Annotated in this window: 22 protein-coding genes; 4 read left to right on the top strand and 18 right to left on the bottom strand. The window is 40.9% G+C overall.

The window, feature by feature from the left end:
• The first annotated feature begins 16 nt into the window (after positions 1–16).
• Positions 17–958 carry a DUF1177 domain-containing protein gene (locus NON16_RS04575; RefSeq protein WP_257347420.1) on the top strand — a complete coding sequence of 314 codons (942 nt, stop codon included), beginning with the start codon at positions 17–19 and terminating at the stop codon, positions 956–958.
• Positions 955–1623 (top strand): AroM family protein, encoded by a 669-nt coding sequence (locus NON16_RS04570; RefSeq protein ID WP_257347419.1) that lies wholly within the window; start codon positions 955–957, stop codon positions 1621–1623. Before NON16_RS04575 ends, NON16_RS04570 begins: the two co-directional genes overlap by 4 nt.
• A 242-nt stretch (positions 1624–1865) precedes the next feature.
• Here NON16_RS04570 and NON16_RS04565 read toward each other — a convergent pair whose 3' ends face one another.
• The 18 genes from NON16_RS04565 to hpaI form a co-directional block, all read right to left on the bottom strand.
• Entirely contained in the window at positions 1866–3065 is a 1200-nt protein-coding gene (locus tag NON16_RS04565) for a Ger(x)C family spore germination protein (protein WP_257347418.1), read from the bottom strand.
• Complete coding sequence (locus NON16_RS04560) at positions 3058–4164, bottom strand: GerAB/ArcD/ProY family transporter (RefSeq protein ID WP_257347417.1); 1107 nt, start codon at positions 4162–4164, stop codon at positions 3058–3060. The genes NON16_RS04565 and NON16_RS04560 overlap by 8 nt, the downstream gene beginning before the upstream one ends.
• 2 nt (positions 4165–4166) lie before the next feature.
• The gene (locus NON16_RS04555; RefSeq protein WP_257347416.1) at positions 4167–5744 is read right to left on the bottom strand and encodes a spore germination protein; all 1578 of its coding nucleotides are present in this window, start codon (positions 5742–5744) and stop codon (positions 4167–4169) included.
• Positions 5745–6304: 560 nt separating this feature from the next.
• A complete protein-coding gene (locus NON16_RS04550) occupies positions 6305–7888 on the bottom strand; it encodes a sodium:solute symporter family protein (protein ID WP_257347415.1) in 1584 nt (527 codons plus the stop codon).
• Entirely contained in the window at positions 7885–8007 is a 123-nt protein-coding gene (locus NON16_RS04545) for a symporter small accessory protein (protein ID WP_257347414.1), read from the bottom strand. The genes NON16_RS04550 and NON16_RS04545 overlap by 4 nt, the downstream gene beginning before the upstream one ends.
• A 287-nt stretch (positions 8008–8294) precedes the next feature.
• Positions 8295–9128, bottom strand: coding sequence for an MBL fold metallo-hydrolase (locus NON16_RS04540; RefSeq protein WP_257347413.1), 834 nt, complete (start codon positions 9126–9128; stop codon positions 8295–8297).
• A gap of 24 nt (positions 9129–9152) precedes the next feature.
• The gene (locus NON16_RS04535) at positions 9153–10037 is read right to left on the bottom strand and encodes a LysR family transcriptional regulator (protein ID WP_257347412.1); all 885 of its coding nucleotides are present in this window, start codon (positions 10035–10037) and stop codon (positions 9153–9155) included.
• Between the two features lie 77 nt (positions 10038–10114).
• The gene (locus NON16_RS04530; RefSeq protein ID WP_257347411.1) at positions 10115–10972 is read right to left on the bottom strand and encodes an MBL fold metallo-hydrolase; all 858 of its coding nucleotides are present in this window, start codon (positions 10970–10972) and stop codon (positions 10115–10117) included.
• Between the two features lie 50 nt (positions 10973–11022).
• Positions 11023–11400: a 5-carboxymethyl-2-hydroxymuconate Delta-isomerase gene (locus NON16_RS04525; RefSeq protein ID WP_257347410.1), complete on the bottom strand. Its 378-nt coding sequence runs from the start codon at positions 11398–11400 to the stop codon at positions 11023–11025.
• Between the two features lie 102 nt (positions 11401–11502).
• Positions 11503–12261, bottom strand: coding sequence for a fumarylacetoacetate hydrolase family protein (locus NON16_RS04520; RefSeq protein ID WP_257347409.1), 759 nt, complete (start codon positions 12259–12261; stop codon positions 11503–11505).
• Complete coding sequence (locus NON16_RS04515; protein WP_257347408.1) at positions 12258–13049, bottom strand: fumarylacetoacetate hydrolase family protein; 792 nt, start codon at positions 13047–13049, stop codon at positions 12258–12260. Before NON16_RS04515 ends, NON16_RS04520 begins: the two co-directional genes overlap by 4 nt.
• Before the next feature lie 43 nt (positions 13050–13092).
• Positions 13093–13995, bottom strand: a complete 903-nt coding sequence (locus tag NON16_RS04510; protein WP_257347407.1) for a riboflavin kinase — start codon at positions 13993–13995, stop codon at positions 13093–13095.
• A 28-nt stretch (positions 13996–14023) separates the two neighbouring features.
• Positions 14024–14485 carry a flavin reductase family protein gene (locus tag NON16_RS04505; protein WP_257347406.1) on the bottom strand — a complete coding sequence of 154 codons (462 nt, stop codon included), beginning with the start codon at positions 14483–14485 and terminating at the stop codon, positions 14024–14026.
• 83 nt (positions 14486–14568) lie between these two features.
• A complete protein-coding gene (locus NON16_RS04500) occupies positions 14569–16011 on the bottom strand; it encodes an aldehyde dehydrogenase family protein (protein ID WP_257347405.1) in 1443 nt (480 codons plus the stop codon).
• Between the two features lie 206 nt (positions 16012–16217).
• Positions 16218–17201, bottom strand: coding sequence for a 3,4-dihydroxyphenylacetate 2,3-dioxygenase (hpaD, locus tag NON16_RS04495; protein ID WP_257347404.1), 984 nt, complete (start codon positions 17199–17201; stop codon positions 16218–16220).
• A gap of 16 nt (positions 17202–17217) precedes the next feature.
• Positions 17218–18693: a 4-hydroxyphenylacetate 3-monooxygenase, oxygenase component gene (gene hpaB, locus NON16_RS04490; RefSeq protein WP_257347403.1), complete on the bottom strand. Its 1476-nt coding sequence runs from the start codon at positions 18691–18693 to the stop codon at positions 17218–17220.
• A gap of 276 nt (positions 18694–18969) precedes the next feature.
• Positions 18970–20448 carry a 5-carboxymethyl-2-hydroxymuconate semialdehyde dehydrogenase gene (hpaE, locus tag NON16_RS04485; RefSeq protein WP_257347483.1) on the bottom strand — a complete coding sequence of 493 codons (1479 nt, stop codon included), beginning with the start codon at positions 20446–20448 and terminating at the stop codon, positions 18970–18972.
• Between the two features lie 56 nt (positions 20449–20504).
• A complete protein-coding gene (gene hpaI / locus NON16_RS04480) occupies positions 20505–21431 on the bottom strand; it encodes a 2,4-dihydroxyhept-2-ene-1,7-dioic acid aldolase (RefSeq protein WP_257347402.1) in 927 nt (308 codons plus the stop codon).
• 152 nt (positions 21432–21583) lie between these two features.
• Between hpaI and NON16_RS04475 the strand changes: the two genes are divergently transcribed.
• Together NON16_RS04475 and NON16_RS04470 are read left to right on the top strand one after the other, a co-directional pair.
• Complete coding sequence (locus tag NON16_RS04475) at positions 21584–22477, top strand: LysR family transcriptional regulator (RefSeq protein ID WP_257347401.1); 894 nt, start codon at positions 21584–21586, stop codon at positions 22475–22477.
• Positions 22478–22884: 407 nt separating this feature from the next.
• The gene (locus NON16_RS04470; protein ID WP_257347400.1) at positions 22885–25356 is read left to right on the top strand and encodes a penicillin acylase family protein; all 2472 of its coding nucleotides are present in this window, start codon (positions 22885–22887) and stop codon (positions 25354–25356) included.
• Positions 25357–25637 lie beyond the last annotated feature (281 nt).

Genomic DNA, 25637 nt, shown 5'->3' with positions numbered 1-25637 from the left:
AGGAGAGTAATCAACAATGTCTTTGAAATATACGATGAAAGTAATGGAAATGCTAGATGATCCAATGGCAAATGGAAAGATGGTAACGGACCTTTTTACAGAATTATCACATGTTGAAGCGTCTTATCAGACAGTAACTGGTGATTGCGGATCTACAGATTTTGTTAAAATCGTGGTAAAAGGATCCGAAGGAAAATTGGCAGGAGGAAATGCTCCTTCTTTAGGGATTGTTGGACGATTAGGAGGGCTTGGGGCAAGGCCTTCTCGGATTGGATTTGTTTCAGATGGTGACGGAGCGGCAGCCGCTGTAACAATTGCATTAAAGCTTGGACTTATGGCTAAAAAAGGTGATCGATTACCAGGAGATGTGTATATCACGACACACATTTGTCCGAATGCTCCAACACAACCTCATGAACCAGTTGATTTTATGGGTTCACCTGTTGATATTCTTACTATGAACCAGTATGAAGTCTTACCCGAGATGGAAGCTGTCTTATCAATTGATACAACAAAAGGAAACAAAGTATTTAACCATCGTGGCATTGCCCTTTCACCAACTGTAAAAGAAGGGTATGTATTAAAATTCTCCGATGATCTAATACAAATCATGGAAATGTCTACGGGGGATTTACCAGTTACCTTTGCTGTAACAACTCAAGATATTACGCCATACGGAAACGACGTATACCATATCAATAGTATTTTACAGCCAGCCGTTGCTACAAATGCTCCAGTGATTGGACTTGCTATAACCACCAAAACTGCAGTCCCAGGATGTGGTACAGGTGCAAGCCATGAGGTAGATGTGGCCCAAGCTGTTCGTTTTAGTATTGAAGTTGCAAAAGAATTTACAAGAGGCGAAATTGAATTTTATGATTCATCAGAGTTTAATCACCTTGTGAACTTATACGGCTCAATGAAGAAACTACAAACATTGGGAAGTACTTCAGCATGACAGAAAAATCAGTGGGTGTATTGACAATTGGGCAATCACCACGGGAAGATGTCACACCTTCTATTCGACGTATTTTAGGGAGCTCAGTTGGAATTATAGAAGCTGGAGGCCTCGATCGAATCGGTGATGATGAACTATATTCGATTACACCGGATGATCACGACACGACGTATATTTCGAAGTTGAGAAATGGTCAATCTGTTAAAATCGGAAAAACAAAGCTTTTACCCTTATTACAAGAGGAATTAAACAAATTGGAAGAGCAAGTTTCCACAGTTATTATGCTTTGTACTGGAGACTTTCCAACGATTCACAATAAAAAGCCATTAATCTATCCTGATAAGATTTTAAATCATACAGTACAAGCCATGTTAAGTAAAGGAAAACTTGGGTTAATTGTTCCGTTAGAAGAACAAAGAGATACATTAACTCAAAAGTGGCAAAGCTCTGGACTAGAACTTTATGTAGAAGTCGTATCTCCTTATGAAACCAGTGATGTAAAGGGAGCCGCTAGAAAGTTAAAAAATGCAGGAGCGGAACTGATCGTCCTCGATTGTATGGGGTATAACGAAAGACATAAAAAAGATGCCGCGGAAGGAAGCTGCTTACCTGTTCTTCTTCCTCGGACCTTAATTGCTCGCATTGTTGCAGAATATGTACAGTAAAAAGATCCGGTTTTCCGGATCTTTTTTCTTTCTTAAGGAGAATATTGTCTTTTGTTTAACAAAACTCACTCATTTATCTCCTTGATTTTTCTTCCATGGAGGATCCGCGTAATTGTGCAGTTTTTGTTTTATTTTATACACACCCATTGGAATTAAGAAGGACGCTACAGTCGAATAGATAATTAAATTGCTAGGAAATCTACCTAGTATTCTTTCCCACATGACATTCACAACTCTTTCTATTATTTTTGACTTTCAAAAACTGCTCCCGAACTTCGGACAATGGACTTAACTTGAACATGAATGGTGCTTTTTGAAAAATAATTTACCCCGCGATCCCAATTCTGTTTAATCTGTTTCCATGTCTTATAATCTTCACTTTGAAGGTAACCGCCTAGCCCAAGAGCATCCACTTGTAAATCTTTTTGAAAGGTGTTAATTGTCTCCAATACTTTCCTTTTAATCTCTTTTTCAACCGTTTCTTCCACTTTTGATAACACCGTTGGATTTGCATAGTCGAGAGATTTAAATGACTCCCCGATTATACCTTCTGTTTCAATCACGATATTAAAATGGATACTTTCCTTGTTCCTTACGTCAACACGTATCTTACGACTAGCATTTCTAATGTCATATACGACTAATTCATCTTCGACTTTCGTTTTAATTAACCCACCTTTATATTCTCCTGTTATAAAATTTAGACCTTCTGTGGTATCCCCATTAATAAAGTCAATCATTTGATCGTTGTATCCTTGAAAAACAGCCGCTCCAGTCATGTTGACATGTTGACCTTCCATTGTTACTTTCGGAATGACAAAACTTGTTTGATCAACCAAACGTTCATGAACGAAACCAAGCCGCACTTTCGAAAGCATTTCCGAATTTTTTATCGTATTTTCAGCAATGTCACTCAGATGTATAGCCGGCAGACTTTCGTTCTTTGATTGAGCATCCAAAATAGAACCTGCTTCACCTTCCGCGATCATAACAATGATCCCCCTACGCATTTCATTATCCCGTATAAAAAGATCCATAATGTTCCTGAAAGATCGGGGTTCTTTGGCAACTTCTTCCGAAACAATAAGCAATTGCAAATGTTGGGCAAATGGTGGTCGGCTCATTTTTACTGCCAAATTACGTGCTTGTTCCAATAAACTGTCACTTGTGGAGGATACATTCTCATACGCTTTTTCAGAACCGCCCCCACCGCTTGGGCCTGAACCATTTTGTGATAATCCAGCCGGAACGACAAATTGATAGGTTCCTTTATACCGATATTTCCCTTCCGGCTTGTCTGACTCATCATCTGTCTCTTCTACTAAATCCATCGCGACCCCGACAATAAAGCCTCGATCTTCGATTTCCACTTGATCCCAACACCCTGTAAGGAAAAAGGAGAGCACCCCTAAAATCAATAGTGAAGTCAGTTTTTTAACCATTCCCTTTGATCCCCCTGAGTTTAGCTAGTAAAAGGAGAGTTACCGGAATAATAATGGAAATTATCAAAATAGGATAATTCAGGAATTTTGCCATTAATTCTACCTCTCCAACATCTTCCGGGAACATAGCGACCAGGTAAATAATTGGCGTTAGAACAAAAATAAACGTCGTTTTTTTAACCTTCCCAAAAACGGAACAAAAAGCCATCAACGACACATCGTACGCGAGCGACGTCGTATTAAAAATCGCCATAATCCATATCGTGAGAAATAACGACTCAAAACGCTCTAAAAAACCTCCGGGTATTTCCGCTTCTTTGGCTAGCTCAACGGTAGGATATACAAGTGTAGCCGTTGTTTCTGTATTGAAAACACCTATGGCCATCACATATAAAAGAAGATATAGCCCTAACGGAACGCACACGCCAAACATGGCATACTTCGGTGCCTTTTTTGGCCGGTTTACGAACTTCATATAAAATAAAAGACCCGCGAAACCACTTATAGAAAAAAAACTTTCGGTCGTTCCCTTCCAATACCCTGCCCAGCTCGTGGTGAAAGCGGGGGTAAGGTTTTTCACTTCAAAATATTGGATATTCAATAACATTAATAGTACGGCAATAACAAGAATGATCGGCAAAAACAATATATTTAACCGTATAACCCCGACGCGAGTACCTGATACCGCATAGACCACAACCAATAGGAACAGCAACGCAATTACTTCTAACGGGGTCTGATCAAACAAATATTGTTTTGTAATAACTGCAAGGACTCTCGTTTCATACGCAGTAAGGGCAACAAAATAAATCGCTATACCTATAGTAAATACTGCAGCTACGGGTTTTGAACAAATCAAGGAAGCGTAAGTAAAAAAGGTCTGATTCGGAAAACGGGACGCCAACTTTGCAGTGACCCATATAAAAGAAATTGAAATAATCCCGGCAATCACCAGAGAAACCCAACCATCAGAAAATTGCGTTGATTCGGCTAATAAGCGTGGAAGGGTCAAAACCCCGACAGCAATCATAAAGGAAGCCACAATAAAAAAGATTTCGATTTCTCCGATCTCTTCGTCTCCATATTCAAACGACTTCATGATCATTGCCCTCCTTTCTTATTTCCCATTCGTTCTTCATCATCCGTCTGCATATATTTAGGACGTTTTGTAAGCGTGGTAATTGGTGAGCGAATAACAAGGTCTCTCCAATCCCGTAAAAAGCTAGGAGCAAAGGGAGTGGTATAAGGAAAACCTAAACTCCTTAAATTGACGAGATGGATATTTACGGCAATATAGGCCAGGATAATTCCATAAAGTCCAAAAAGAGCTGCTGCACCCATAAAAGCAAATCGGATCATTCGAAAAGCAAGAGCTGTGCTATATGAGGGCATTGAAAAAGAGGAGACGGCTGTAATCGCGACGACAATAACCATAATGGGACTCACAAATCCGGCAGCAACGGCAGCTTCACCAATAACCAGTCCTCCTACGATTCCAATCGTTTGCCCAATCGGTTTAGGCAAACGTATACCGGCTTCTCGTAATAATTCCATCGTTATTTCCATTAGAAATGCCTCTATAAAAGCGGGAAAAGGAACACCTTCCCTACTCGCGGCGATAGAGAACGCTAACTTAGACGGAATCATCCCCGGATGAAAAGAAACAAGCGCAATGTATAAGGCAGGTAAAAATACTGCAATAAATGCCCCGAGGTATCGCAGCATACGGAGTAACGATCCTACGATCCATCGTTCATAATAGTCTTCTGGTGATTGAAGTGTATCCCCGAATGTTAATGGCCCCATTAATATAAAGGGAGTTCCATCTAATAGAATCACAACTTTCCCTTGCATAAGGGCTGCGACTGCTTTATCTGGTCTTTCCGTATGGGAGAATTGCGGAAATGGTGATAGAAAATTATCCTCAATCCATTCCTCAATAAAGCCGGTTTCCGGGGCATCGTCTAAGTCTATCGTCTTAAGTCTACGGTTTACTTCTTTTACAATGTCAGGATTGATGATGCCGTCGATATAGGCAACAACAAGATCTTTTTTGGAGCGTCTTCCTACTTGATAGGATTTAAACCGCAAGTTGGCATCCCGTATTCGTCGCCGGATCATGACTGTATTTGTTTGTAGGTTTTCAATAAACCCATCTCTCGGTCCCCGAATTAACGCCTCTGAGATCGGCTCTTCAATGGACCGGTTTTCCCACCCTTTACTTCCAATAATCAGTACTTGATCCGTGCCATCAATGTAGAGGGCGGTATTCCCAGAAAGGATTGCGTATGATACTTGGTCTAATGATAGAACCTTCTCTACTTTCCCTATCGAAAGAACCTTGTTATAAAATTGGTCGACCACATCATTCGCCTTGTCTGCTAATTTCTTGTCACTATCTTCTGTTTCCATTTGAATATTCTTGATGACACTAGTATCGATTAACAATTTGTCAGTTAATCCTTCTATATACACGATTGCACATCGATGATCCGTGTTTCCGATGGTAAATTCCCTAATCATTAGATCACTTGGCTCGTCCAATAGCTTTTTTATATTATGAAGATTTTCATTTAGTTCGGTAAATAATTCGAGAGAAAAATCTTCTTGATTCTTTTGTTTTGTCTTTATCATTTCAGTTCTTTTTTTATTTTGCTTATAAAAGGAATTAAAACGCATATTAACCTCCTTTTTCATCGTACTTTCCCTTATAACAATCATTTCCAAAGAAGCCTTAAATTAGACCCCTTGAATAAGTCAGGCAAGCGGTATCTACTATTTCATTTAGCGAGGCTATTACCTAAGGCAGTTAATGGTTTGCTGACACTTTTAAGCGCTTAGGATGAATAACCTATAAAACTAGGATTTTTCAGACATTCTATTATGTAGTGAAAATCCAATAAAGTAAACTTGGCTAGCAACAAGCCTTAGCGTAGGTGATCGCCGTAGTTGCACTTATACTATAGAAAGTATTATTTATACTTTCTTAACGTGTAAAAAAATCCCGATTTCTCCGTAAAATAAAGAGAAATCGGGATTTTTAATTATTTCAATAATATTTTCAAGGTACATAACTGAACAAGTAAGTGCCCTACAGTCTTAATTATATTTGGATATAACCCCCAATTACAAAACACTCTTTATAGCTGCGCCACTGGCTCTTGAAATCTTGTTATGGAATAATCATCAATTGGAATCGATGTCACCTAATCGTTTGTTATTTATTCTTACTTGATCCTCTATACAGCAGATTCTTCATTCACTTCCTGATGTACCTCAACTTTTTTACTTGTCAAACTAACGACGATAAATACAAGTGTCGAGAGCGGCAGAGCGTAAATCAGCGGATTGATATGTGTCATTGGGAAACTGAGCAACGTTTCTTTTCCAAATAAAGCATTACTTAGTCCAATAGCTGCAGCTTCCTTTTGATGGAAAAACAAAAAGCCAATGATACTAACCGCAAACCCAACGATCATACTTACGACCGCGGCTTCCTTTGTCGATTTCTTCCAATAAAGACCGCCGATTAAAACAGGTAAAAACCCTGCAGCACAAATTCCGAACCAAAAGGATGTCGCTTGGGCAATCACCCCGCCTGGTAGTATATATGCCAATATAACCGCGGCAACCATTCCAATGATTACACCAAGTCGGGACAGGCTGATTTTGTTACCGAATAAAGAATGAACCCCCAACTTTTTTAAAATATCTTCACTAAAGGAAGTCGACTGAACGTGAATTAATGAACTCACTGTTGAAATAACGGCTGATAACGCTGTTAATGTAAACAAATATACAAACCAGTTCGGCATCAATTCATTGATCAATATCGGAATTACGAGGTCAACATTTCCACCTGCTATATTTATCGCGATCTCACCCTGTGTGTTGTGAAAATAAACATTACTTATCGGTCCGATCATAAAGACTGCACCCGTCATAAAAAAGATAAAGATGCCACCGACTAACACAGAACGATATAATGCACGGTTGTCTTTGACAGTCATACATCTCATCGCCAACTGAGGTTGTGCTAGTACCCCAATACCTACACCCATGACCAATGTACTGACCAACGTCCACCACATCGGGGATCCAAACTCCGGCATAGAAGTCCACCCCCGGTGTCCCTGTTCAACGAGAGCATCGGGAACAAGGCCTTTGAGAGCGGTTAAACTGTTATGTGCCGACACCACGCCTCCAACAGCGTTGTATGTAATAACAACAAATATAGCCATCATAACAAGCATCACGATAGCGGCAAATGCGTCCGTATACATAACAGCTTTCAGGCCACCGGTGATGACGTAAATCGAAACGATGAGCGCTAAAAGGATAAGTGAGACGTTATAATCGATTGCCAATGATTCTTGCAAAAAACGCCCGCCCCCAATTAAAACAATGCTCGTATAGGCAGGCATGAACACAAATATCATAATCCCTGAAAAGACCGTGATGAATTTGGAGTCATATCGTTCTCCTAAAAAAGATGGAAACGTAGACACGTTTAATTCGGCGGAAAGCTTTCTGATCCGGGTACCAAATAACGCAAAAGCGACAAAAATTCCTAAAACAATATTCAAAAAGGCCAACCATAACAGACCGAACCCATATACCGAAGATACACCGCCAAACCCAACAAGCGCAGAAGTACTAATAAATGTAGCACCATAAGACAGTGCCATCACTACAGGATTAATAGTCCGTCCTCCAACTAGGTAATCTGCTTCCGTTTTTGTTTTTTTGTATCCGTAGTAGGCCAAATAAGACATGATCAGCATGTAAACGATGACCAATGGTATCAACACCGATAAATTCATTGAGAATCATCCCCTCCCCGATTCCAATATCTAATACCGAAAATCACACATCCAACCGCTGACAAAACGGTTGAAATCCAGGCTACCATAATGATTGGATCTTCCATCCCCAACACCATTAACTCCCCCTTGATAGTTCGAATTTTAGCACTATAAATAGTATTCAGATATTTTAGATTAGACTTTGCCGTACCCTCAGGTCAGCTGAATCCCCGATTTTCCGGCTGATAAATTCGTCCTGTTTTGTGAAAGGGCTTTCAAAAACAGAGCTAAAAAAGCCAGATCCATTTTATTGAATATTCTAAAATATCATTCTTAATTACTATTTTATCACGTGCGATCGTATTCAAAGAATATCTATTTTGTTGGTTATCTATATTAAAAAAGTATACTAGTTCTCTTAGTTTTATTTGACTTCTATTTTTTCTAAGTCCTTTCCGACAATGACTTTCCCCGCAAATACTTCCGCTGCTTCACAAAAGGCTTTTTCAACATCTATGTTGGGAAGGAAGTGTGTTAAAATCAATTGCTTGACGCCAGCTTCTCGTGCCGTTTCACCAGCCTGTTCCGGCGTACAATGTTCCTTTTGCAGCTCTGTCCAAATTTTCTGTAGTTCCGGATTTGACGGGTTTTTATACGTAACATTCGTTGAAAGGCATGCATCATGAATTAAGATGTCAGCACCCTTGGCTAATTCTACGAGTTTTGGTGTTGGCGCCGTATCTCCCGAAAAGACGACCGCTTTTTCTCCTACATCAAAACGGTAAGCTAAAGTCGTTACATTATGGATCATATGCTCTGCTGTAACGTTTGCCGGGAGATCACACTCCACTTTTCCGGCTTCATCCACCTCAATAACATTGACGTCGAGAACGCCATTCGATGGACGGCCCAGGGATGTTCGATAATCGATATCTTCTTTAAACATACCTAAAATCGTTTCGTGGAATTTTTTCGTACCAACAGGACCTACTACCGTAAGTTTTCGTCGACCCATTGCCCATCCTCCTAACAAAAACTGTCCATAACCGAGGACATGGTCTGAATGAAGATGGGTCAACCAAAGATGGTTCACCTTTTCAGGTGCAATCCCTGCTTTCATAAGTTGTGCGGTTGTTCCCTCCCCGCAATCGATTAAAATCGGCAGGCTATCAATGAATAATACTTGCGCCGACCCCGCCCGCTCTAAATCAGGACGGGGGCTTCCGGTTCCTAACATGAGAACAGAAAGCTTGTCCATCTCATCACTCCCTTTATTATTGATCTAGTCTTTTTGTATAAAATCAACGAAATGATCAACACCCATTCGACGAAAGCGCCGTGGTTTTTGTACCATCCATAAGCCCCTTGTTAAAATAAAACCCGTGATATTTACTTCCCGTAAAACGCCGTACTTAAGTTCCGTGGCGACCGTCAACCTAGGTAAAATGCTTACACCGAGCCCTGCTTCAACGGCGCTTTTAATCGATTGTGTGCTGCCAAGCTCCATATAACTTTCAATTTTATCCAGTACTTTATACTCTTTTAAGGCATTCTCGACAATCATCCGTGTCCCAGAGATCGCTTCACGCCAAATTACCCGTTCGTAAGACAGTTCTTCAATATCAACTTCTGTTCTGTCCTTCCACGGATGATCAGCCGGGCATACGAGAATTAACTCGTCGTCTGCAAATTTTCGTACATTAAAGTTTTTGTTTTCTACAACACCCTCGACTAACGCTAAATCAATGACATCATCTGACAAACTTTCTAAAATACTAGGTGTGTTCCCAATCTTTAATGACAGTTTTATTTCAGGAAATTGTTTCTTAAACCGGCCTAATAAACCCGGCAACAAATATTCACCGATTGTCAACGTTGCCCCGACTCTTAAGTTGACATCATAATTTCCTGTTTCGTGTTGAATCGCTTCTTTTGACCGGTTGAAATCTTCGACAATGGCTTTTGCGAAGGGGTAAAGGACTTTGCCTGCCTCGGTGACTTTCAATTTGCCGTCTGTTCGATCAAATAGTAAAGTGCAATAATGGTCTTCCAATTGATGAATTTGTCTTGTAACCGCTGGCTGTGAAATATATCTTAATCGGGCTGCCTGGCTGATACTCCCTTCGTCCACCACCAAACAAAATATCATTAAACTTTCAATGTTCATTTCATCATCCCCTGATTTCCTGTTGTGCCTAGCTGCGGTGCCGAAAAAAATAGGGTTGTTTCTTGAACCTTGTTCCTTTATGATAGGGGTGAAAATTTGCCTAACGAAACTTGCTGCAAGTCTTTTCCTACGATTACTTCACCATCAAAAACCGCAGAAGCTTCTTGATAGACTTTCTTTTCATTTACATTCGGCAAGAAGTGCGTCATGATAAGTTGTTTAACCCCTGCCTGTTTCGCAATTTCCGCCGCCTGGGCAGGTGTGCAATGTTCTTTTTGCAATTGCTCCCAAATGTTTTTCAGGTTGGCATCTTCCGTTTTTTTACTAATTGAAGAGTCTGTAATAGCCGCATCTTGTACGAGTACATCCGCACCCTTAGCCAACTCTACCAACGAATCGACCGGTGCTGTATCACCAGAGATAACGATTGATTTCAAACCGACATCAAATCGAAAGGCAAAGGTTTTGACATTGTGGACAACCGGGGTAGTCGTGATTTTTGCAGGAATATCACATAATACATGCCCGCCTTCGTCAGCCAATTCAATGATATTGACATTCAATAAGCCATCGCTTGGAATTCCGAGTGCTTGAACTCGGTAAGAAATATCTTCTTCAAACATGTCAAGTACTTTCTCGTGGAACCGTTTCGTCCCCTTAGGTCCAATGACCGTTAGTTTACGTCTCCCTAATGACCATCCCCCTAAAAGAAAATGTTCGTATCCAAATATATGATCGGAATGCAAGTGGGTAAAACAAAGATAGTTGATTTCAGCTAGATTAATATTTGCTTTCATCAACTGTCTAACTGTCCCTTCGCCGCAATCGATTAACACGGGTGTATCCTCAATCATGATGACTTGTGCAGGCCCAGAACGTTCTAGATTTGGTTTTGGACTTCCTGTACCAAGCATTGTCAACGTTAAATTGTCCAACTGTTTCCCCTCCTTCGTGAACACTTTTCCTTCTGTAATTAACAATGGGTTTAAAAACGAGTATGGATATTGTTGTGCTTATACGTGCTGTTACTGAATTCGACCAACTCCATCGACAGTGCCAGGTAACGTTTTTCGAATAAGTCACCAAAATGTTCCTTTATTACTTCGAAAAGTTCATCACATGCTGCTTTTTTATCAGCTTCTTTCCGGCCTGTGCCTATCTTTAGAGTTGCGTGGACAAATGCATCGTCCTCAGCGCCGTCGGCAACTCGGTAATCTTCGAGTTCAATCGCTCTTAAGCGGATACCGCCGATCGGGAAAATATCACTGCGTGAGATGAGAACATCACTGAGTTTTTCAAGCAGTCCGGTGATATCGGCTTCGGCCTTGATGTTATCGGTGTACTCAATAATAAAATGTGGCATAATACCCCTTCCTTTCTCTTATGTAATTCATGAGGACCTCTGAAAAAAGTACCATTAACAGAAATATTACGTTGTCTAACTGCTGACGAACTTCTAATTAGATCACGGTTTTGGAAAGGCTTCATCGCCCACGATCGTGTTCACTAAGCGCCCAATCCCCTCAATCTCAGTGACGACTTCATCCCCGACTGCTGTATCGACGGTCCCTTTAGGAGTACCAGTCAAGATAAGATCACCTTCGTTCAACGTCATGAAGCTGCTCAAATACTCGATCAAAGCAGGAATATCGAAAATCATATCCTGTGTCGTTCCTTCTTGAGTCAACTTGCCATTAACATAGGTACGCAAGCTTAGATTCATAGGATCGCCCACGTCCTTGGAGTCTACAAGCCACGGCCCGATTGGCGTGCAGGTGTCGCGATTTTTCACCCTTAGGTTAGGACGATAGTAGTTTTCTAGATAGTCACGGATGGCATAATCATTCGCGACCGTATATCCTGCCACATATTCATAAGCTTCCTCACGCTTTACTTTACGAGCTGGACGACCAATAACGACAGCCAGTTCACACTCATAGTGCATGTATGACACATCTGCCGGTCGACGGGTCTGGGCACGATGACCAACAAATGTGTTCGGACCTTTCAAGAAGATCAACGGTTCCTCTGGGGCCTTGAATGCCAGCTCACTGGCATGATCGGCATAATTTAAACCGAGGGCAAACACTGTACGTGGCTCTACCGGGGGCAGCCAAATCACTTCATCTTCCTTCACGATTCGACCATCATTTAGTTTAAGATGACCGTTTACTTCTATAGCGCCATGGACCGAACCACCACATGCTACGCGGGCTCGTTTCATATATGTGCCCCCCTTTCTAATTCTTGCTCAGGCACAACCTTGTTTTCTAAGCTTCCTACTCCATCAATTTCTATCCGGACACGGTCGCCTGCCTTGGCAAGCGGCGCACTTTCTGGAACCCCGACCAATAACGTATCTCCGGCATTCAACGTCATGAAATCCGTGACCTCGGCAATCAAACGTGCCACAGAACGGATTAGGTTGGCAGTAGTGTTCTCCTGCCGCAGTTCATCGTTTATAAACACACGGACACCTATTGCATCTGGATCAGCCACGGCATCACGTTCGATCACCCATGGGCCGACTGGACAAAAGCCATCACGGGCCTTTTGCCTAATAGCAGGACGGAACACGCTGTCGTGGGGAATACTGACATCATTCACAACCGTGTAACCGGCCACATGATCTAGCGCTTGTTCTTCGTTTACACGTGTTGCAGTATTACCGATCACGACACCAAGAGCCGCACCGATTTCCAGTTCTTGAACATCTTCAGGTAGTGGAATCGGTGTACCATATCCGATGATCGTATTCGCCGGTTTAATATAAAGGACCGGTGCTTTTGGTTCTGCCTTATAAGGGGCTTCATTCACTGCTTCGCCAAGTTCATCAAGTACACCTTTATAATTCAAAAGGGCACCATAGATCGTTCCAGATACCGGCGCATCCAATGGCAGACTTCTGGTGCTGTAACGCTTACTGTTCAGTTCCACAGTACCCTCTGCCGGGTTGACATCAGCTTCGTCCGCTCGTGGCACACCAAGAAGCTTGATCTTCGCCTTTCTCATTCTATTCACTCCTTATCGATAACGAAATTCATTTACTTTCGGGTTAAATAACTAGCTTTTCTGTTTGTAACTTTTCCATATTGACCATCACTTTTTGTTCATCATGTACACGATTGATCCATTTTAATTTGACCTTTTTTCCGCTGACATTTTCATAGCAGTCACTTAGTAGTACTTCTACACTTTCAAACTGGTCATATGAATTTACGGTTTGAGAGCAAATGCCGCCATACGCTTGGCTCCCAACTTCCACTTGAATTTCATACACACCAGGTTTCGGGAAAATATATTTATGATCTATTTCAATTTTTACAGGAAGTGGGTTTTGTTTATTTTTTAGGGAAGGAATAGCATCTACCTTTCCTATCATTTCAAAATAATCTCCTAGGTAATCGGGAACAACGTTTACATCTCCTGAAGTTACAAATTGACGGATCAAGGTGGAACCGATCTTTTGGTGATGTTGTTCGACTTTGGAAATGGTTGTTACCTCAAACTTTCCCAGTCCCTCTCCTTTAAGTAACTCCATGTTTCCTTCTCCTCTGTATCCAAATGTGAAGTCAAATCCGGCAACAACGTGTTTACATTGAAGACCGATAATATACTGATTGATAAAGTCTTGAGGAGGAAGCTGGGAGAAGTTAAGGTCAAATTTCATGACATATAGTTTATCAACCCCCATATCCGCCAACATTTCTTGTTTCGCAGGTAAAGGGGACAAGTAATGAACACGATTTGCGCCACGGCTTATAACTTCTTTTGGATGGGGATAAAAAGTCATGACAGCTAATTTCAAATGATTCTTTCTGGCTATTTTTTTGGCAATTTGAATAAGCTGCTGATGACCAAGGTGAACTCCATCAAAAAAACCGAGTGCCATTACACATGATCCAGCTCTATGGGAGGATAAGTCATTCATTCCATGTTTCAAATGTACGGTTTCCAACACACTCACCTTACCTTTTTCCTGTTATTCAGCTGACGATTTTTCCATATTTCCCTTTATAGAACGCTAACGGTGTGCCCTCTACAAGCTGTAGATCGATCACTTCTCCGATATAGAGTGTATGGTCACCCGCTTGATGTGACGCGTAAACATTACAGATGATATTAGCTAAAGAATCTTTAAGAACCGGTATACCGTTCACCCATTTAAAATCAATGTCGCGCTTTTCTTTTATTTGTCCAGCGAAATACATCGACATTTCCTGTTGTTTTTCTGATAATATACTAACCGAAAATTTCCCTGATTGATTAATTTTTTCCTTCATTTGGGCTCTATCATCGATTGATACTGAGATCAGTTTTGGACTCAGTGAGACTGACATAAAGGCATTCGCCGTCATTCCGTGTACCTCGTCGTCTATCGCTGTTGTGATCACGGTTACCCCTGTTGCAAATTGGCCCATTGCATTTCTAAACATACGATCATCCATTATGAAACCTCCTTTTAGGCTGATAAATTCCCTGTGCGGTTATAATTCCGATTTTTACTAATTATTTGTCTTAAGTAATCCCTTTAATTACGGTTAAAAACTGCTAATTTCATTTCTGTCATTTCCTCAACGGCATATTTGATCCCTTCTCGGCCAAATCCACTTTCCTTTACACCACCGTATGGCATGTTATCAACTCGGAATGTTGGAATATCATTAATGATGACGCCGCCAACATGTAGTTTTTCAACAGCATCAAAAGCGGTTGCAACATTACCAGTGTAAACACCTGCTTGTAAACCGTATCTGGAGTCATTGACAAGATCAATGGCCTCATCAATGGAAGAAACCTTATTAATTAATACAATCGGAGCGAACACTTCCTGACAAGATACTTTCTGTGAAGGATCGACATTTAATAGAACAGTCGGCAGTAAAATGTTCCCTTCAGCGTTCCCACCAACGACTATTTCTGCTCCATCCTGTTTCGCTTCTTCAATCCAATCAAGCGCCCGCTTTACATCTCCTTTTGAAATAAGTGCGGAAACATCTGTCTTCGGATCAAGCGGATCTCCAATGTTTAATTGTTTGGTTGTTTCTACAAACTTCTCTACGAATCTTTCATACTCATTTTCGTGCACGTAAACTCGCTGCAAGGAAATACAAACTTGGCCTTGGAATGCAAAAGCTCCCCCCACACAACGAGAAATGACCTTATCAAGATTCACACCTTCGTCAATAATAGCCGCAGCATTGGAACCAAGTTCTAATGTCACACGTTTTAAACCGGCTTTGTTTCGGATTCCGATCCCAACAGCCGGGCTTCCAGTGAACGTGATCATCGCCACACGTTCATCTGAAACAATCTGATCTCCAACACTTCTTCCGCTACCTGTCACTACATTAAACGCTCCAATCGGCATTCCTGCCTCTTGTAAAAGTTCTGCTAGGAAAAATGAGGAAAGAGGTGTTTGCGAGGCAGGCTTTAACACGATTGTGTTACCTGAAGCAATCGCCGGACCTACTTTGTGAGCAACAAGATTCATAGGAAAATTAAATGGCGTGATTGCCCCGATAACTCCAATCGGTTCCCGAATCGTAAATGCTACTCTGTTCTCTCCATCCGGAGCAGCATCAAGCGGCACTGTTTCACCATGAATTCGCTTAGCCTCTTCGGCAGCAAACTTATACGTTTGAATTGTCCGGTCAACTTCCGCTTTTGCTGTCGTAATCGGCTTGGCAGCTTCCAAAGCAATGATTCGGGCTGCTTCACCTTTACGTGTTTCTAACAAGTTTGCTAGATTTTCCAAAATCGATGCTCGTTTGTGTGCAGGCATTTTCGCCATCGTTTCACGGGCTCCATATGCGGTTTCGATCGCTTTATTTACTTCTTCCTCAGTAGCAGATGGAATTTCAGCAATGACCTCCCCATCGTAAGGTGATGTTAAAGAAACGTATTGCTTTGCTTCTATCCAACTACCATTAATAAATAAATTTTTCTTAGGTTCTGTACCAACTGGTGCCATATTGGTGCACCTCCATTTCAATTTGTATTAAATTGCATGTTCAAAAAAGAGGACAAAAAGAGCAGAGAAATTCGATAGCTATTTTTACCAGGCTTTTTGAACAACCTCTTATAGGTTTAATAATTTACGTTAGTAATTGCAAGGGAAAGACCTACTGGATTGTGGGATTCAGTAGATCTTGTTTTTTCATTTGGAAAACGGATCATTTAAATAATAAACGTTGGCTTTCTCTGTTCTAATGTAGGTTCTTCAACTTTAACGGGTTCTCCAGTATGAACATCAAGGACTGTTGATGCCTCATTAAACCAGCTGTCTGGTGCTTCATGGCCCCAGAATGTTTGACGTCTTGGATCATTGAGATCCCATCGAATCGGTTTAAAGTCTGGATCACTTGTTAAATAATCTCCATTGTAAAGTTCAATACGGTGTCCATCTGGATCTCTTAAATAAAGGAAGAATGCATTCGAAAGTCCGTGTCGGCCAGGCCCTCTCTCAATATTATCTGCATATCCGAGCGATGCGAGTACATCACAAGCATGAATAAGTGCCATTGGATCTGGTAACCAGAAACCGATATGATGGACTCTAGGTCCTTTTCCATTCATAAACGCTTGATCATGTACACTTGGTTTACGATGTAACCAGGCCGCCCAAATTCTTTCTTCCTCTGTAGCAGTATACTCAGAACAAGCAAAGCCAAGTTCATTAATGTAAAAATTGTATGCCTTTTCAACATCGAGAACCGAGCAGTTAAAGTGATCAATCCGTTGGATCCGGGCTCCCTTATATAAATCATAACGTTGAATCAACCGTTCAACCGTATCCATCTCTGCGAAATACTCGACAGGAAGTCCAGAGACATCTTGAACTCGCAGCGTACGTCCGATCGCCTTTTGTGCACCTTTTTCAACCCATTTTGTTTTGAATCCTTTTTCTTGATAGAAGGATGACAACGCTTCCAAATCTTTATCAGAAGAAACTTTGTAACTAATGACTTCTATATTAGGCCTATCTTTCTTTTTTAAAACTAGGCTATGGTGATTGTGTTCTTCAAGACCTCTTAAATAAATGTGTTCTTCATCAGCTTCCGTCTCAATAAAACCGAGAGCGTTAACATAAAAGTTACGAGATGCTTCTAAATCAGTGATATGAAGAACAGACCTTGCTGCACGGATAATATTAAAATCCATCGTCTTTACTCCCCCTTTACACCTTCGCAAAATTTGGTTTTGGTGTATTTACTTTCCCAAGAAAGTCACGAACCATTTCTTTGTAAGACTCTTTTTCATACCCATCAAAATAAGTCATTCCCATTTTGATCGGGTCACCGAAAAAGTAATACTCATAGTGCATTTGGCGGCTACCAAAGGCGCTCATTGTCATATCCCATGCTAGGCGGAATAACTGCACTCGTTCATATCCTTCAAGGTTTTTCCCTTGCAATCCACGATGGATAATTGCGCCGATTTCTTCATTTTGGAAATCCGCTTGTGTTGGAATCCCCATTAATCCTGAAGCACCGAGCACACGTAAAATCTCTACTAGCCGCGGATAGATTCTTGGGAACCAGTTACGGGCTGCATCAAGGGCAGCATAGTCCGGCGTCATCGTTCCCCACTGATCAAGCTTTGCGTTTTGTTCCGCTCTGTAAAGATGTGAACGCATCGTCTCGAGCGTCAACATGATTTCTGTACCCTTATCCTTGACATGCTGGAACTGATCAATGCCGATTGCATCCATCATACTGAGCACTACTCCAAGGAGGAACTCTGTTTTCACGACATTTTTCGAAACCACTTGGTGGGACATATGAACAACCGCATTCGTTTCCCGGAACGTCCGATTACAGACAGACGAATTTCCACATACAAACACACGATCCCAAGGGACAAATACATTTTCAAACGAAACAATAGCATCGCCTTCTTCAAATCGAGAAGAAAGTGGGTGATCCCATTCATTTTTACCATAGTCAAACGATTCACGACTTATGAATTTGAGTCCAGGAGTATTGTTTGGAATCGCAAATGCAAGAGAATAAGGATCATCTTCTTCTCCAGCCTTTTTGACTGTAGATGGGAAGACAAGAATTTCATCCGTTATTCCACCTTGTGTCGCTAATAGACGAATTCCATCAACGATAATGCCATCCTTTGTTTTTTCGACGAGATGAAGAGCAACATTTGCGTCTTTTTGTTCGTGCTGTGCTTTTCCACGGTTAACTTGAGGATGAATAAGTGTATGTGTTAGGCTAATATCATTTTCACGAGCATACTCATAATAGTTTTTTGCGTTTTCCGCAAACATTGGATCCGCTTCTGCGAAGAGATCATTAGATACTCCCATTGCCATTACCTCTGCATTAAGGTAATCGGGGGAACGTCCCATCATTCCCCCTGTTGTACGAGCCCATTCCACAATCGCTTCACGTCTTGCAACTAAATCATCGATCGTTTTTGGCTGCAAAAAGGTCATTCCCACTTTATTTCCTGTTGCAGGGGAATTGTAGAGCATTTTGTCTGCCTTTGCATGTTGTACATCGTATAGTTCTGCCATCGATTTGACAACGTTCTTTAAACCAGGATGTTCGGTCACATCCTTAACTCTTTCCCCGTGAATATAAATATTGTTATTCGCCTTCTTTAGACGGTCCATATACTGTTGACCTGTTTTTGCCGGCAAAATAATCTCCCCCTCTAAATAGTTGTCATTTTAGTGTGTGTTCAAAAAGTAGACGAATCAGAGCTTTATAAAGGAAGTTCGACTAAATACGTTACGTCCTGTAACAACGTCGAACTGACTAACATCCTGTTAGCCCAAGGCACGACAGTTTTGAGGACCCGAGCGACGAGCGGTACATGCATAAAAGCTACGAGTTGCACCGAGAAAGCATACTTCGAAGCATGAACTTGTAGACGCAGGTGCATGGGCTCTTGGATACTTTTTGAACATCCTCTTCTACTTGCCAAATTGTGGGATATGGTGATCGCTTATGGCGACATGAATTACTTTAGGTTCTGTATAAAATTCAAACATCGCATAATGTCCGCCTTCTCTTCCAATCCCACTTGCTTTTGTACCGCCAAACGGAATGCGGAGATCACGAACATTTTGAGCATTGACCCAAAGCATGCCTGCTTCTACAGCCTGTGCGACCCTGTGTCCTCTCTTAATATCATTCGTCCATACATAACCAGCAAGACCATATTTCACATCATTTGCTCCCGCGATGACTTCTTCTTCTGTTTCAAATTCAATAACAGCCATTACAGGCCCGAAGATTTCTTCTTGACAAACTTTCATATCATTCTTTGCATCTAACAATAATGTCGGCGGTACAAAGTTACCTGCTTTTACTTCTTCAGGGACTTTCCCCTGCACAACTTCACAGCCTTCTTGTTTTGCAATTTCGATATAATTTGTAACTTTATTGAAATGTTCTTTATCAATAAGCGGTCCAAGTTGTGTCGAAGGGTCCATCGGATCACCAATTTTAATATTGGTTACTCGTTCTTTTAGGACCTCGACAAATTGATCTTTAATAGTTTTATGAAGGAATACACGAGAGTTCGCCGTACAACGTTCTCCATTAAAGGAGAAGATTCCCCAAACCGCTGCATCAAGTGCACGATCCATATCTGCATCATCAAATACAATGAGAGGCGACTTTCCTCCGAGTTCCATCGATGTTTTCTTTAACGTCTCCGCAGAATTTTTAATGATCGTTGAACCTGTCGTCGTTTCACCTGTAAATGAAATCGCTTCCACATCAGGGTGTGAAACAAGTGAACCACCAGCTGTTTCACCAAACCCATGAACAACATTGAACACCCCATTCGGTAATCCAGCCTTATCAATAACTTCTGCCAGTTTGTTAGCTGTTAATGGTGATAGCTCAGCAGGTTTCAGAACAACAGTGTTACCGGTTGCTAACGCTGGAGCTACCTTCCACGTTTCAAGCATAAATGGTGCATTCCATGGTGTAATCAACCCGACAACACCCATTGGTTTATAAACCGTATAGTTAATGAATTCGTCATCAACCGGATAAGATTCACCATGCAGTTTCGACTGCACCATTCTTGCATAGAAACGGAAGTTCTCAGCCGCACGAGCAGCCATCTTTCTCGTCTGGCTAATCGGAAGACCTGTGTCCAAAGATTCTAAAATTGCAATTTCTTCTACTTCCTCATCAATCAAATCTGCAATACGGTTAATATATTCCATCCGTTCGGCTACTTTCATCGTTCCCCACTCACTATGGAACGCCTCTTTAGAAGCCTTTACTGCTTTATTCACATCTTCACTGCGTCCTTCGGCAATCTTATTCGTCACTTCATTTGTAAAAGGATTAATGTTTTCAAATGTTGCACACGCATGGGCATCAATAAATTCTCCGTTTATATATAACTTGATGTCTTCCACTTTTTTGTGCATTGCTTGATTTTTTTCATCAGATATTATATGTGGCATATGTTTTCACTTCCTTTTTATTATTTCGAAGCCACTTCTTCAGGCAGATCAACATATTGCTTCAGGACTTCACGAATCTCATCCTGTAGTTCTTGAGCTGGCAAATCCATCGGCAAACGCATAACTGGCTTAATTTTGCCCATCATCCCTAATGCTGCTTTTAACGGTGCCGGATTTGTGTCTTTAAAGAGTACATCGTTAAGCGGCATCAAGTCATAGTGAAGGTCTTGGGCACGTTTCATATTACCTTCGTTCCAAGCGTCATAAATTTCAGCCACTTTCTGAGGAGCAACATTTGCTGTTGCACTAATATGTCCGGCTCCGCCAATCGCCAGCATTGGATAGCATAATAATTCAATGCCTGAATAAAGAAGGAAATCTCTTCCGCAGTTTAACAACACACGGTTAATATGTTCGAAATCTTTGTTCGATTCCTTCACTCCGATGATGTTTGAGCAATCCTTGCTTAATTTTGCAAGTGTTTCAACTTGAAGGTTCGTTGCCGTCCTTCCAGGAATGTTATAAACGATGATCGGGAGTTCAACCGAATCTGCAACCGCTTTAAAATGTTTGTAAAGCGCATGCTGAGAGGGCTTGTTGTAATAAGGGACAATGACAAGTGCTGCATCAGCGCCTATTTCTTGTGCTTTTTTCGTTAAATAAAGCGTTTCTTGGTGATTCGTTGAACCAGTTCCTGGAACAAATGGAACCCGTTTATTGACCGCTTTTGCCGCAGCTTCCATCACTTGAACACGCTCTTCAACCGTTAAAGAGCTCGGCTCACCGGTTGTACCCGTAACTGAAATACCATGACTTCCACTTTCGATATGCCAGTTAATCAAATTTTCTAATGTTTCAAAGTCAATGGAACCGTCTTCATTAAATGGTGTGATAATTGGCGCGATTGAACCGCGTAGCCGTTGCTTTGCTTCTTCTACTCTACTCATTTTTTCCGCTCCTTTTTACTATTCTAAAAATTAACATTAATCTGAATTGTGATTACATTTATATGATAGCACGTGTTATAATATATGAAAAATATCCGTTTAATTGGTTAACTATATGAAAAAAATATACTTTGGTAAAAGGAGTTACAAATATGGATGTGAGACAACTGCGTTATTTTCTGACCATTGCTGAGGAGGGACAAATTACACGAGCAGCAAAAAAATTGAACATGGCTCAGCCTCCATTAAGCCAGCAACTTAAACTTCTGGAACAAGAGCTTGACGTCAAATTGGTCGAGCGAAATGGCCGAAAAATGGAGTTGACTGAGGCTGGAAAAATTCTATATAAAAGGGCAGAAAATATTCTCAATCAACTCAACGAAACAAAGACGGAAGTAAAAGAAATGGGTGAAGGGATTAGGGGTGTGTTATCAGTTGGATCAGTCATATCATGCTTTTCCTATTTACCTGAAAGAGTTCGTTTCTTTCGGCAACAGTATCCGTTGGTTACCTTTCAATTAAGAGAAGGCGACTCCTATCGATTAGTGCAATACGTAGAAAATAGAGATGTAGAACTTGCGATTGTCCACTTACCTCTTGAAAAGACTCACTTCTCGATGATCCCTCTCCCTGCTGAGCCCTTTACTTTAGTGATGCCAAAAGAATGGGATATGGACCCGTCAAAAACGACCATTCAAATGGCAGAGATTGCTGAGATTCCATTGTTACTAATGCGTAGATTAAATGGACGAGGCATTTACGAAATCATTGTGGAAGAGTGCAATCGACATGGGTTTGAACCACAGTTAGTTGGGGATTGCCCAGATGCTGCTATGCTGTTATGGCTTGTCTCTTCAGGTATTTGCGCCACTATCCTTCCAAAGTCGACATTGTCAGCGCTTCCCGCAACAGACCTAAAAATAATGGATATTGAAGATTCTTCAATTCAATCTGAAGCCGGTGTCATCTGGTTGAAGGATCGTTTTTTATCGAAAAGTGCTGTTCGTTTTATCGATACTTTTCGGAATCATGACGGGAATAGCTAATACTCTTTTTTTACTTTGCGATTGTCCCTTTTCCTCTTGAAAAGAATCATTTTTCGATATCTCCTTTTCCTGTCGATCCCTTTACTTTGACTCTTCCACTCTGTTGACGTCATACATTCCTTCGACCCACGTATCCATGTGGGTTAGATAGGCACCTCTGCTCCCCCTTCTGATGTTTCTCCAGATATATATATCTAGTTTATGTTGCAAAAGGCGTAGTTAATTCAAGTCCATAAGTTACCCCCTTCCATTAAGCATACTTTTTTTATATACAAAACCAATAAAATAAGTATTTTTTAAAAATTTTAACTCGTGATAAACTCTTAAAATACATACTTTTTGGACTATTTAGAAAACGCGGATGGTAATATTACCAAAAAGTCAATATAAGAATGGGAGGAATTTGGTTGCAAAAGAAAAAAATAATTTTATTTTTGTTAATGTTCACTTTGGTTTTTTCGTCTACTCAAGTCATTGCAAAACAACAAACGAAAGATAAAAAGGTGCCGATTAGGAACGGTACTGTAAAAATTGTAAGAGATGATTACGGTGTACCTCATATATACGCAAAATCAACAGAAGATTTGTACCGTGCTTATGGTTATGTAATGGCAAAAGACCGACTGTTTCAACTTGTCATGTTTCGTCGGGGTAATGAAGGACAAACAGCTGCGATTTTTGGCAATAAGTATTTAGAGCACGACATGCGAATGCGTAGAGACGGTTACAGTGACAGAGAAATTAAAGAAATGATTTCTCAAATGGATCCATTTTCACAAAAGGTCATTAGCAATTTTGCCGACGGTATAACCAAGTATGTCAAGGAAGCTCTAAAGAATCCCGATCATTTATTATCAAAGGAATTCCAAAAATATGATGTCACACCTAAACCATGGACAGATGTCGATGTATTAAGATTATACATGGCTTCTATGACCGTCTTTATGGACCAGGAACAGGAGTTGAATAATGCCTCGATTTTGGCGGAGTTAGAACTGCAGCATGGTCCCGAAAAAGCCAAAAAAATGTTTGACGATATCTTCCCGATAAATAATCCCGCTTCTCCCACTAGTATCATGAAGGAGAATTCAGAACAAAACCAACAAGCTGGTAAAGCAAAGGTCAAACAACTTTCCAAAGGCGTGACCGAAGCTGCCCAAGAAATCTCAGAAAGACGGAAGGATTTCGTAACGGCCTCCCATGAACTAGGATTGCCGCTTAAAGTTGGGAGTAACGCTATGATCGTAAGTGATGAAAAGTCTGAATCCGGAAATGCTATGGTATTTGGCGGCCCTCAAGTCGGATTAACAGCGCCGGGATTTATGTATGAAGTCGGTCTGCATGCCCCGGGAATTGACATTGAAGGTTCATCATTCATCGGCTATCCATTCATTATGTTTGGAACAACTAACAAATTCGCTTTTACCTCGACAGCTGGTTACGGTAATCAAGTCGATATTTTCAAAGAGAAATTGAATCCAAATAACCCACATCAATATAAATTTAAAGGCAAATGGGTCGACATGACTAAGCGGGTGGAAACGTTTAACGTTCAGACAGACAATGGAGACACCAAAAGGGTCAAGAAAACTTTTTATAAAACAGTCCACGGCCCAGTCATTTACCTAGATGAAGAAAATCAGACGGCTTACAGTAAATCGTGGGCTTTTCGTGGGACCGAGGGGCAGAGTTGGTCAGCCTATGTAAAATCAAACTGGGCGAACAATCTTAACCAGTTTGCAAAAGCAGCTAGGGAATTTACGATGTCTTTAAATTGGTTTTATGCTGATAAACAAGGAGACATTGCTTATTTCCACGTCGGACAGTATCCAAAACGGGATCCGCAACTCGATTTTAGGTTACCCACACCAGGGACAGGACAGTATGAATGGGATGGTTTTAAAAATACAAAGAATAATCCTTCTATTATTAACCCTGAAATCGGTTTTGTTGCCAATTGGAATAATAAGCCTGACCCTAACTGGCACAATGGGGAATTAAGTTTTAATTGGGGAGCCGACCACAGAGTTCAACAGTACATGGATCAAGCCAAAAATGCCGGCAAATTAACACTGGAAGAAATTAATGACATTAATTATCATGCCAGCCTTGTTAATTTGAGAACAAAGTGGTTTAAACCCTATTTACTAGATGTCTTGGAGGAAAATATTGAAAAAGACCCTAGGTACAAAGAAATCTACCATTATCTAAAGGACTGGAATAATCTCAATGAAGATTTGAATGAAGACGGGTATTATGACAGCCCTGCCGTTACCCTTTTTGAAGCCTGGTGGTCCAATGTCCCCGACAATCTATTTAAATCCGACCTTGGAAAGAGCTACGGAAACCTTAAGGAAAACATTGATCACAGATATGGCTGCAGTTTGTGTTTAAGAGTATTCCGCGGCGACAATGCACAAAACCCTGTGGGATATGGTTGGTTGGACGGGAAAAGCCGCGAACAAATCATAATAAAAAGTTTGAATCAAGCACTCAACGATTTAGAAAAAGAATATGACGACAGTATGGATCTCTGGTTAACTAAGGGCCGAACAACGACCTTCGGGGCACAGTCGCTCATCGGTGTACCACATGGCTTGGGCTCAGATATCCCAATTCCAGTGATGAATAGAGGAAGCGAGAATCACTACGTGGAATTAACGAAAAAAGGACCTGAAGGCTTTAACATCACCCCTCCAGGACAAATTGGTTTTGTCAGTAAAGACGGAACCGTTCATCAACATTACGATGATCAAATCAAGATGTACGCTAACTGGAAGTTTAAACCTATTCTGTTTACAAAACAGGACGTCAAAACCCATGCTGAATCGGTTCATTACTTACGATTCACGAAAAATAAAGGTGGTAAAAAGAATTAAATAAGTGTGCACTTAATATTCTAGGTTTTTGACAAACCGATAGATAGGATCCTCCAATTGTTTTTAGAATAGATTAAAAGAGTTAATGCTTTAAATAAAAGGAATCTACCACAGTATTGAATACTGTGGTAGATTCCTTTTATAGAGACAATATATGATTAAAGTAACTGGTTAAGCTGTTCTTTGTTTACCGAGGGTACCTTGATGTTAATAAGGTTCCTTTTCGCTAAATGGAAGGGTTTGTACAACCTGTTCTTACTTTCTTTACGTATAAAAGTAAA

It is taken from the genome of Pseudalkalibacillus decolorationis, assembly GCF_024609785.1.
Taxonomy (GTDB): domain Bacteria; phylum Bacillota; class Bacilli; order Bacillales; family Fictibacillaceae; genus Pseudalkalibacillus; species Pseudalkalibacillus decolorationis.
The sequence above is the reverse complement of the archived record's forward strand: the minus strand, read 5'-3'. Positions and strand labels throughout refer to the sequence as shown.

What these genes read in the sequence shown, in the direction of transcription:
- NON16_RS04575 (WP_257347420.1), top strand. Translation starts at nt 17, where the DNA reads ATGTCTTTGAAATATACGATGAAAGTAATGGAAATGCTAGATGATCCA.
- NON16_RS04570 (WP_257347419.1), top strand. Translation starts at nt 955, where the DNA reads ATGACAGAAAAATCAGTGGGTGTATTGACAATTGGGCAATCACCACGG.
- NON16_RS04565 (WP_257347418.1), bottom strand. Translation starts at nt 3,065, where the DNA reads ATGGTTAAAAAACTGACTTCACTATTGATTTTAGGGGTGCTCTCCTTT.
- NON16_RS04560 (WP_257347417.1), bottom strand. Translation starts at nt 4,164, where the DNA reads ATGAAGTCGTTTGAATATGGAGACGAAGAGATCGGAGAAATCGAAATC.
- NON16_RS04555 (WP_257347416.1), bottom strand. Translation starts at nt 5,744, where the DNA reads ATGCGTTTTAATTCCTTTTATAAGCAAAATAAAAAAAGAACTGAAATG.
- NON16_RS04550 (WP_257347415.1), bottom strand. Translation starts at nt 7,888, where the DNA reads ATGAATTTATCGGTGTTGATACCATTGGTCATCGTTTACATGCTGATC.
- NON16_RS04545 (WP_257347414.1), bottom strand. Translation starts at nt 8,007, where the DNA reads ATGGTGTTGGGGATGGAAGATCCAATCATTATGGTAGCCTGGATTTCA.
- NON16_RS04540 (WP_257347413.1), bottom strand. Translation starts at nt 9,128, where the DNA reads ATGGACAAGCTTTCTGTTCTCATGTTAGGAACCGGAAGCCCCCGTCCT.
- NON16_RS04535 (WP_257347412.1), bottom strand. Translation starts at nt 10,037, where the DNA reads ATGAACATTGAAAGTTTAATGATATTTTGTTTGGTGGTGGACGAAGGG.
- NON16_RS04525 (WP_257347410.1), bottom strand. Translation starts at nt 11,400, where the DNA reads ATGCCACATTTTATTATTGAGTACACCGATAACATCAAGGCCGAAGCC.
- NON16_RS04520 (WP_257347409.1), bottom strand. Translation starts at nt 12,261, where the DNA reads ATGAAACGAGCCCGCGTAGCATGTGGTGGTTCGGTCCATGGCGCTATA.
- NON16_RS04515 (WP_257347408.1), bottom strand. Translation starts at nt 13,049, where the DNA reads ATGAGAAAGGCGAAGATCAAGCTTCTTGGTGTGCCACGAGCGGACGAA.
- NON16_RS04505 (WP_257347406.1), bottom strand. Translation starts at nt 14,485, where the DNA reads ATGGATGATCGTATGTTTAGAAATGCAATGGGCCAATTTGCAACAGGG.
- NON16_RS04500 (WP_257347405.1), bottom strand. Translation starts at nt 16,011, where the DNA reads ATGGCACCAGTTGGTACAGAACCTAAGAAAAATTTATTTATTAATGGT.
- hpaD (WP_257347404.1), bottom strand. Translation starts at nt 17,201, where the DNA reads ATGGATTTTAATATTATCCGTGCAGCAAGGTCTGTTCTTCATATCACT.
- hpaE (WP_257347483.1), bottom strand. Translation starts at nt 20,448, where the DNA reads ATGCACAAAAAAGTGGAAGACATCAAGTTATATATAAACGGAGAATTT.
- hpaI (WP_257347402.1), bottom strand. Translation starts at nt 21,431, where the DNA reads ATGAGTAGAGTAGAAGAAGCAAAGCAACGGCTACGCGGTTCAATCGCG.
- NON16_RS04475 (WP_257347401.1), top strand. Translation starts at nt 21,584, where the DNA reads ATGGATGTGAGACAACTGCGTTATTTTCTGACCATTGCTGAGGAGGGA.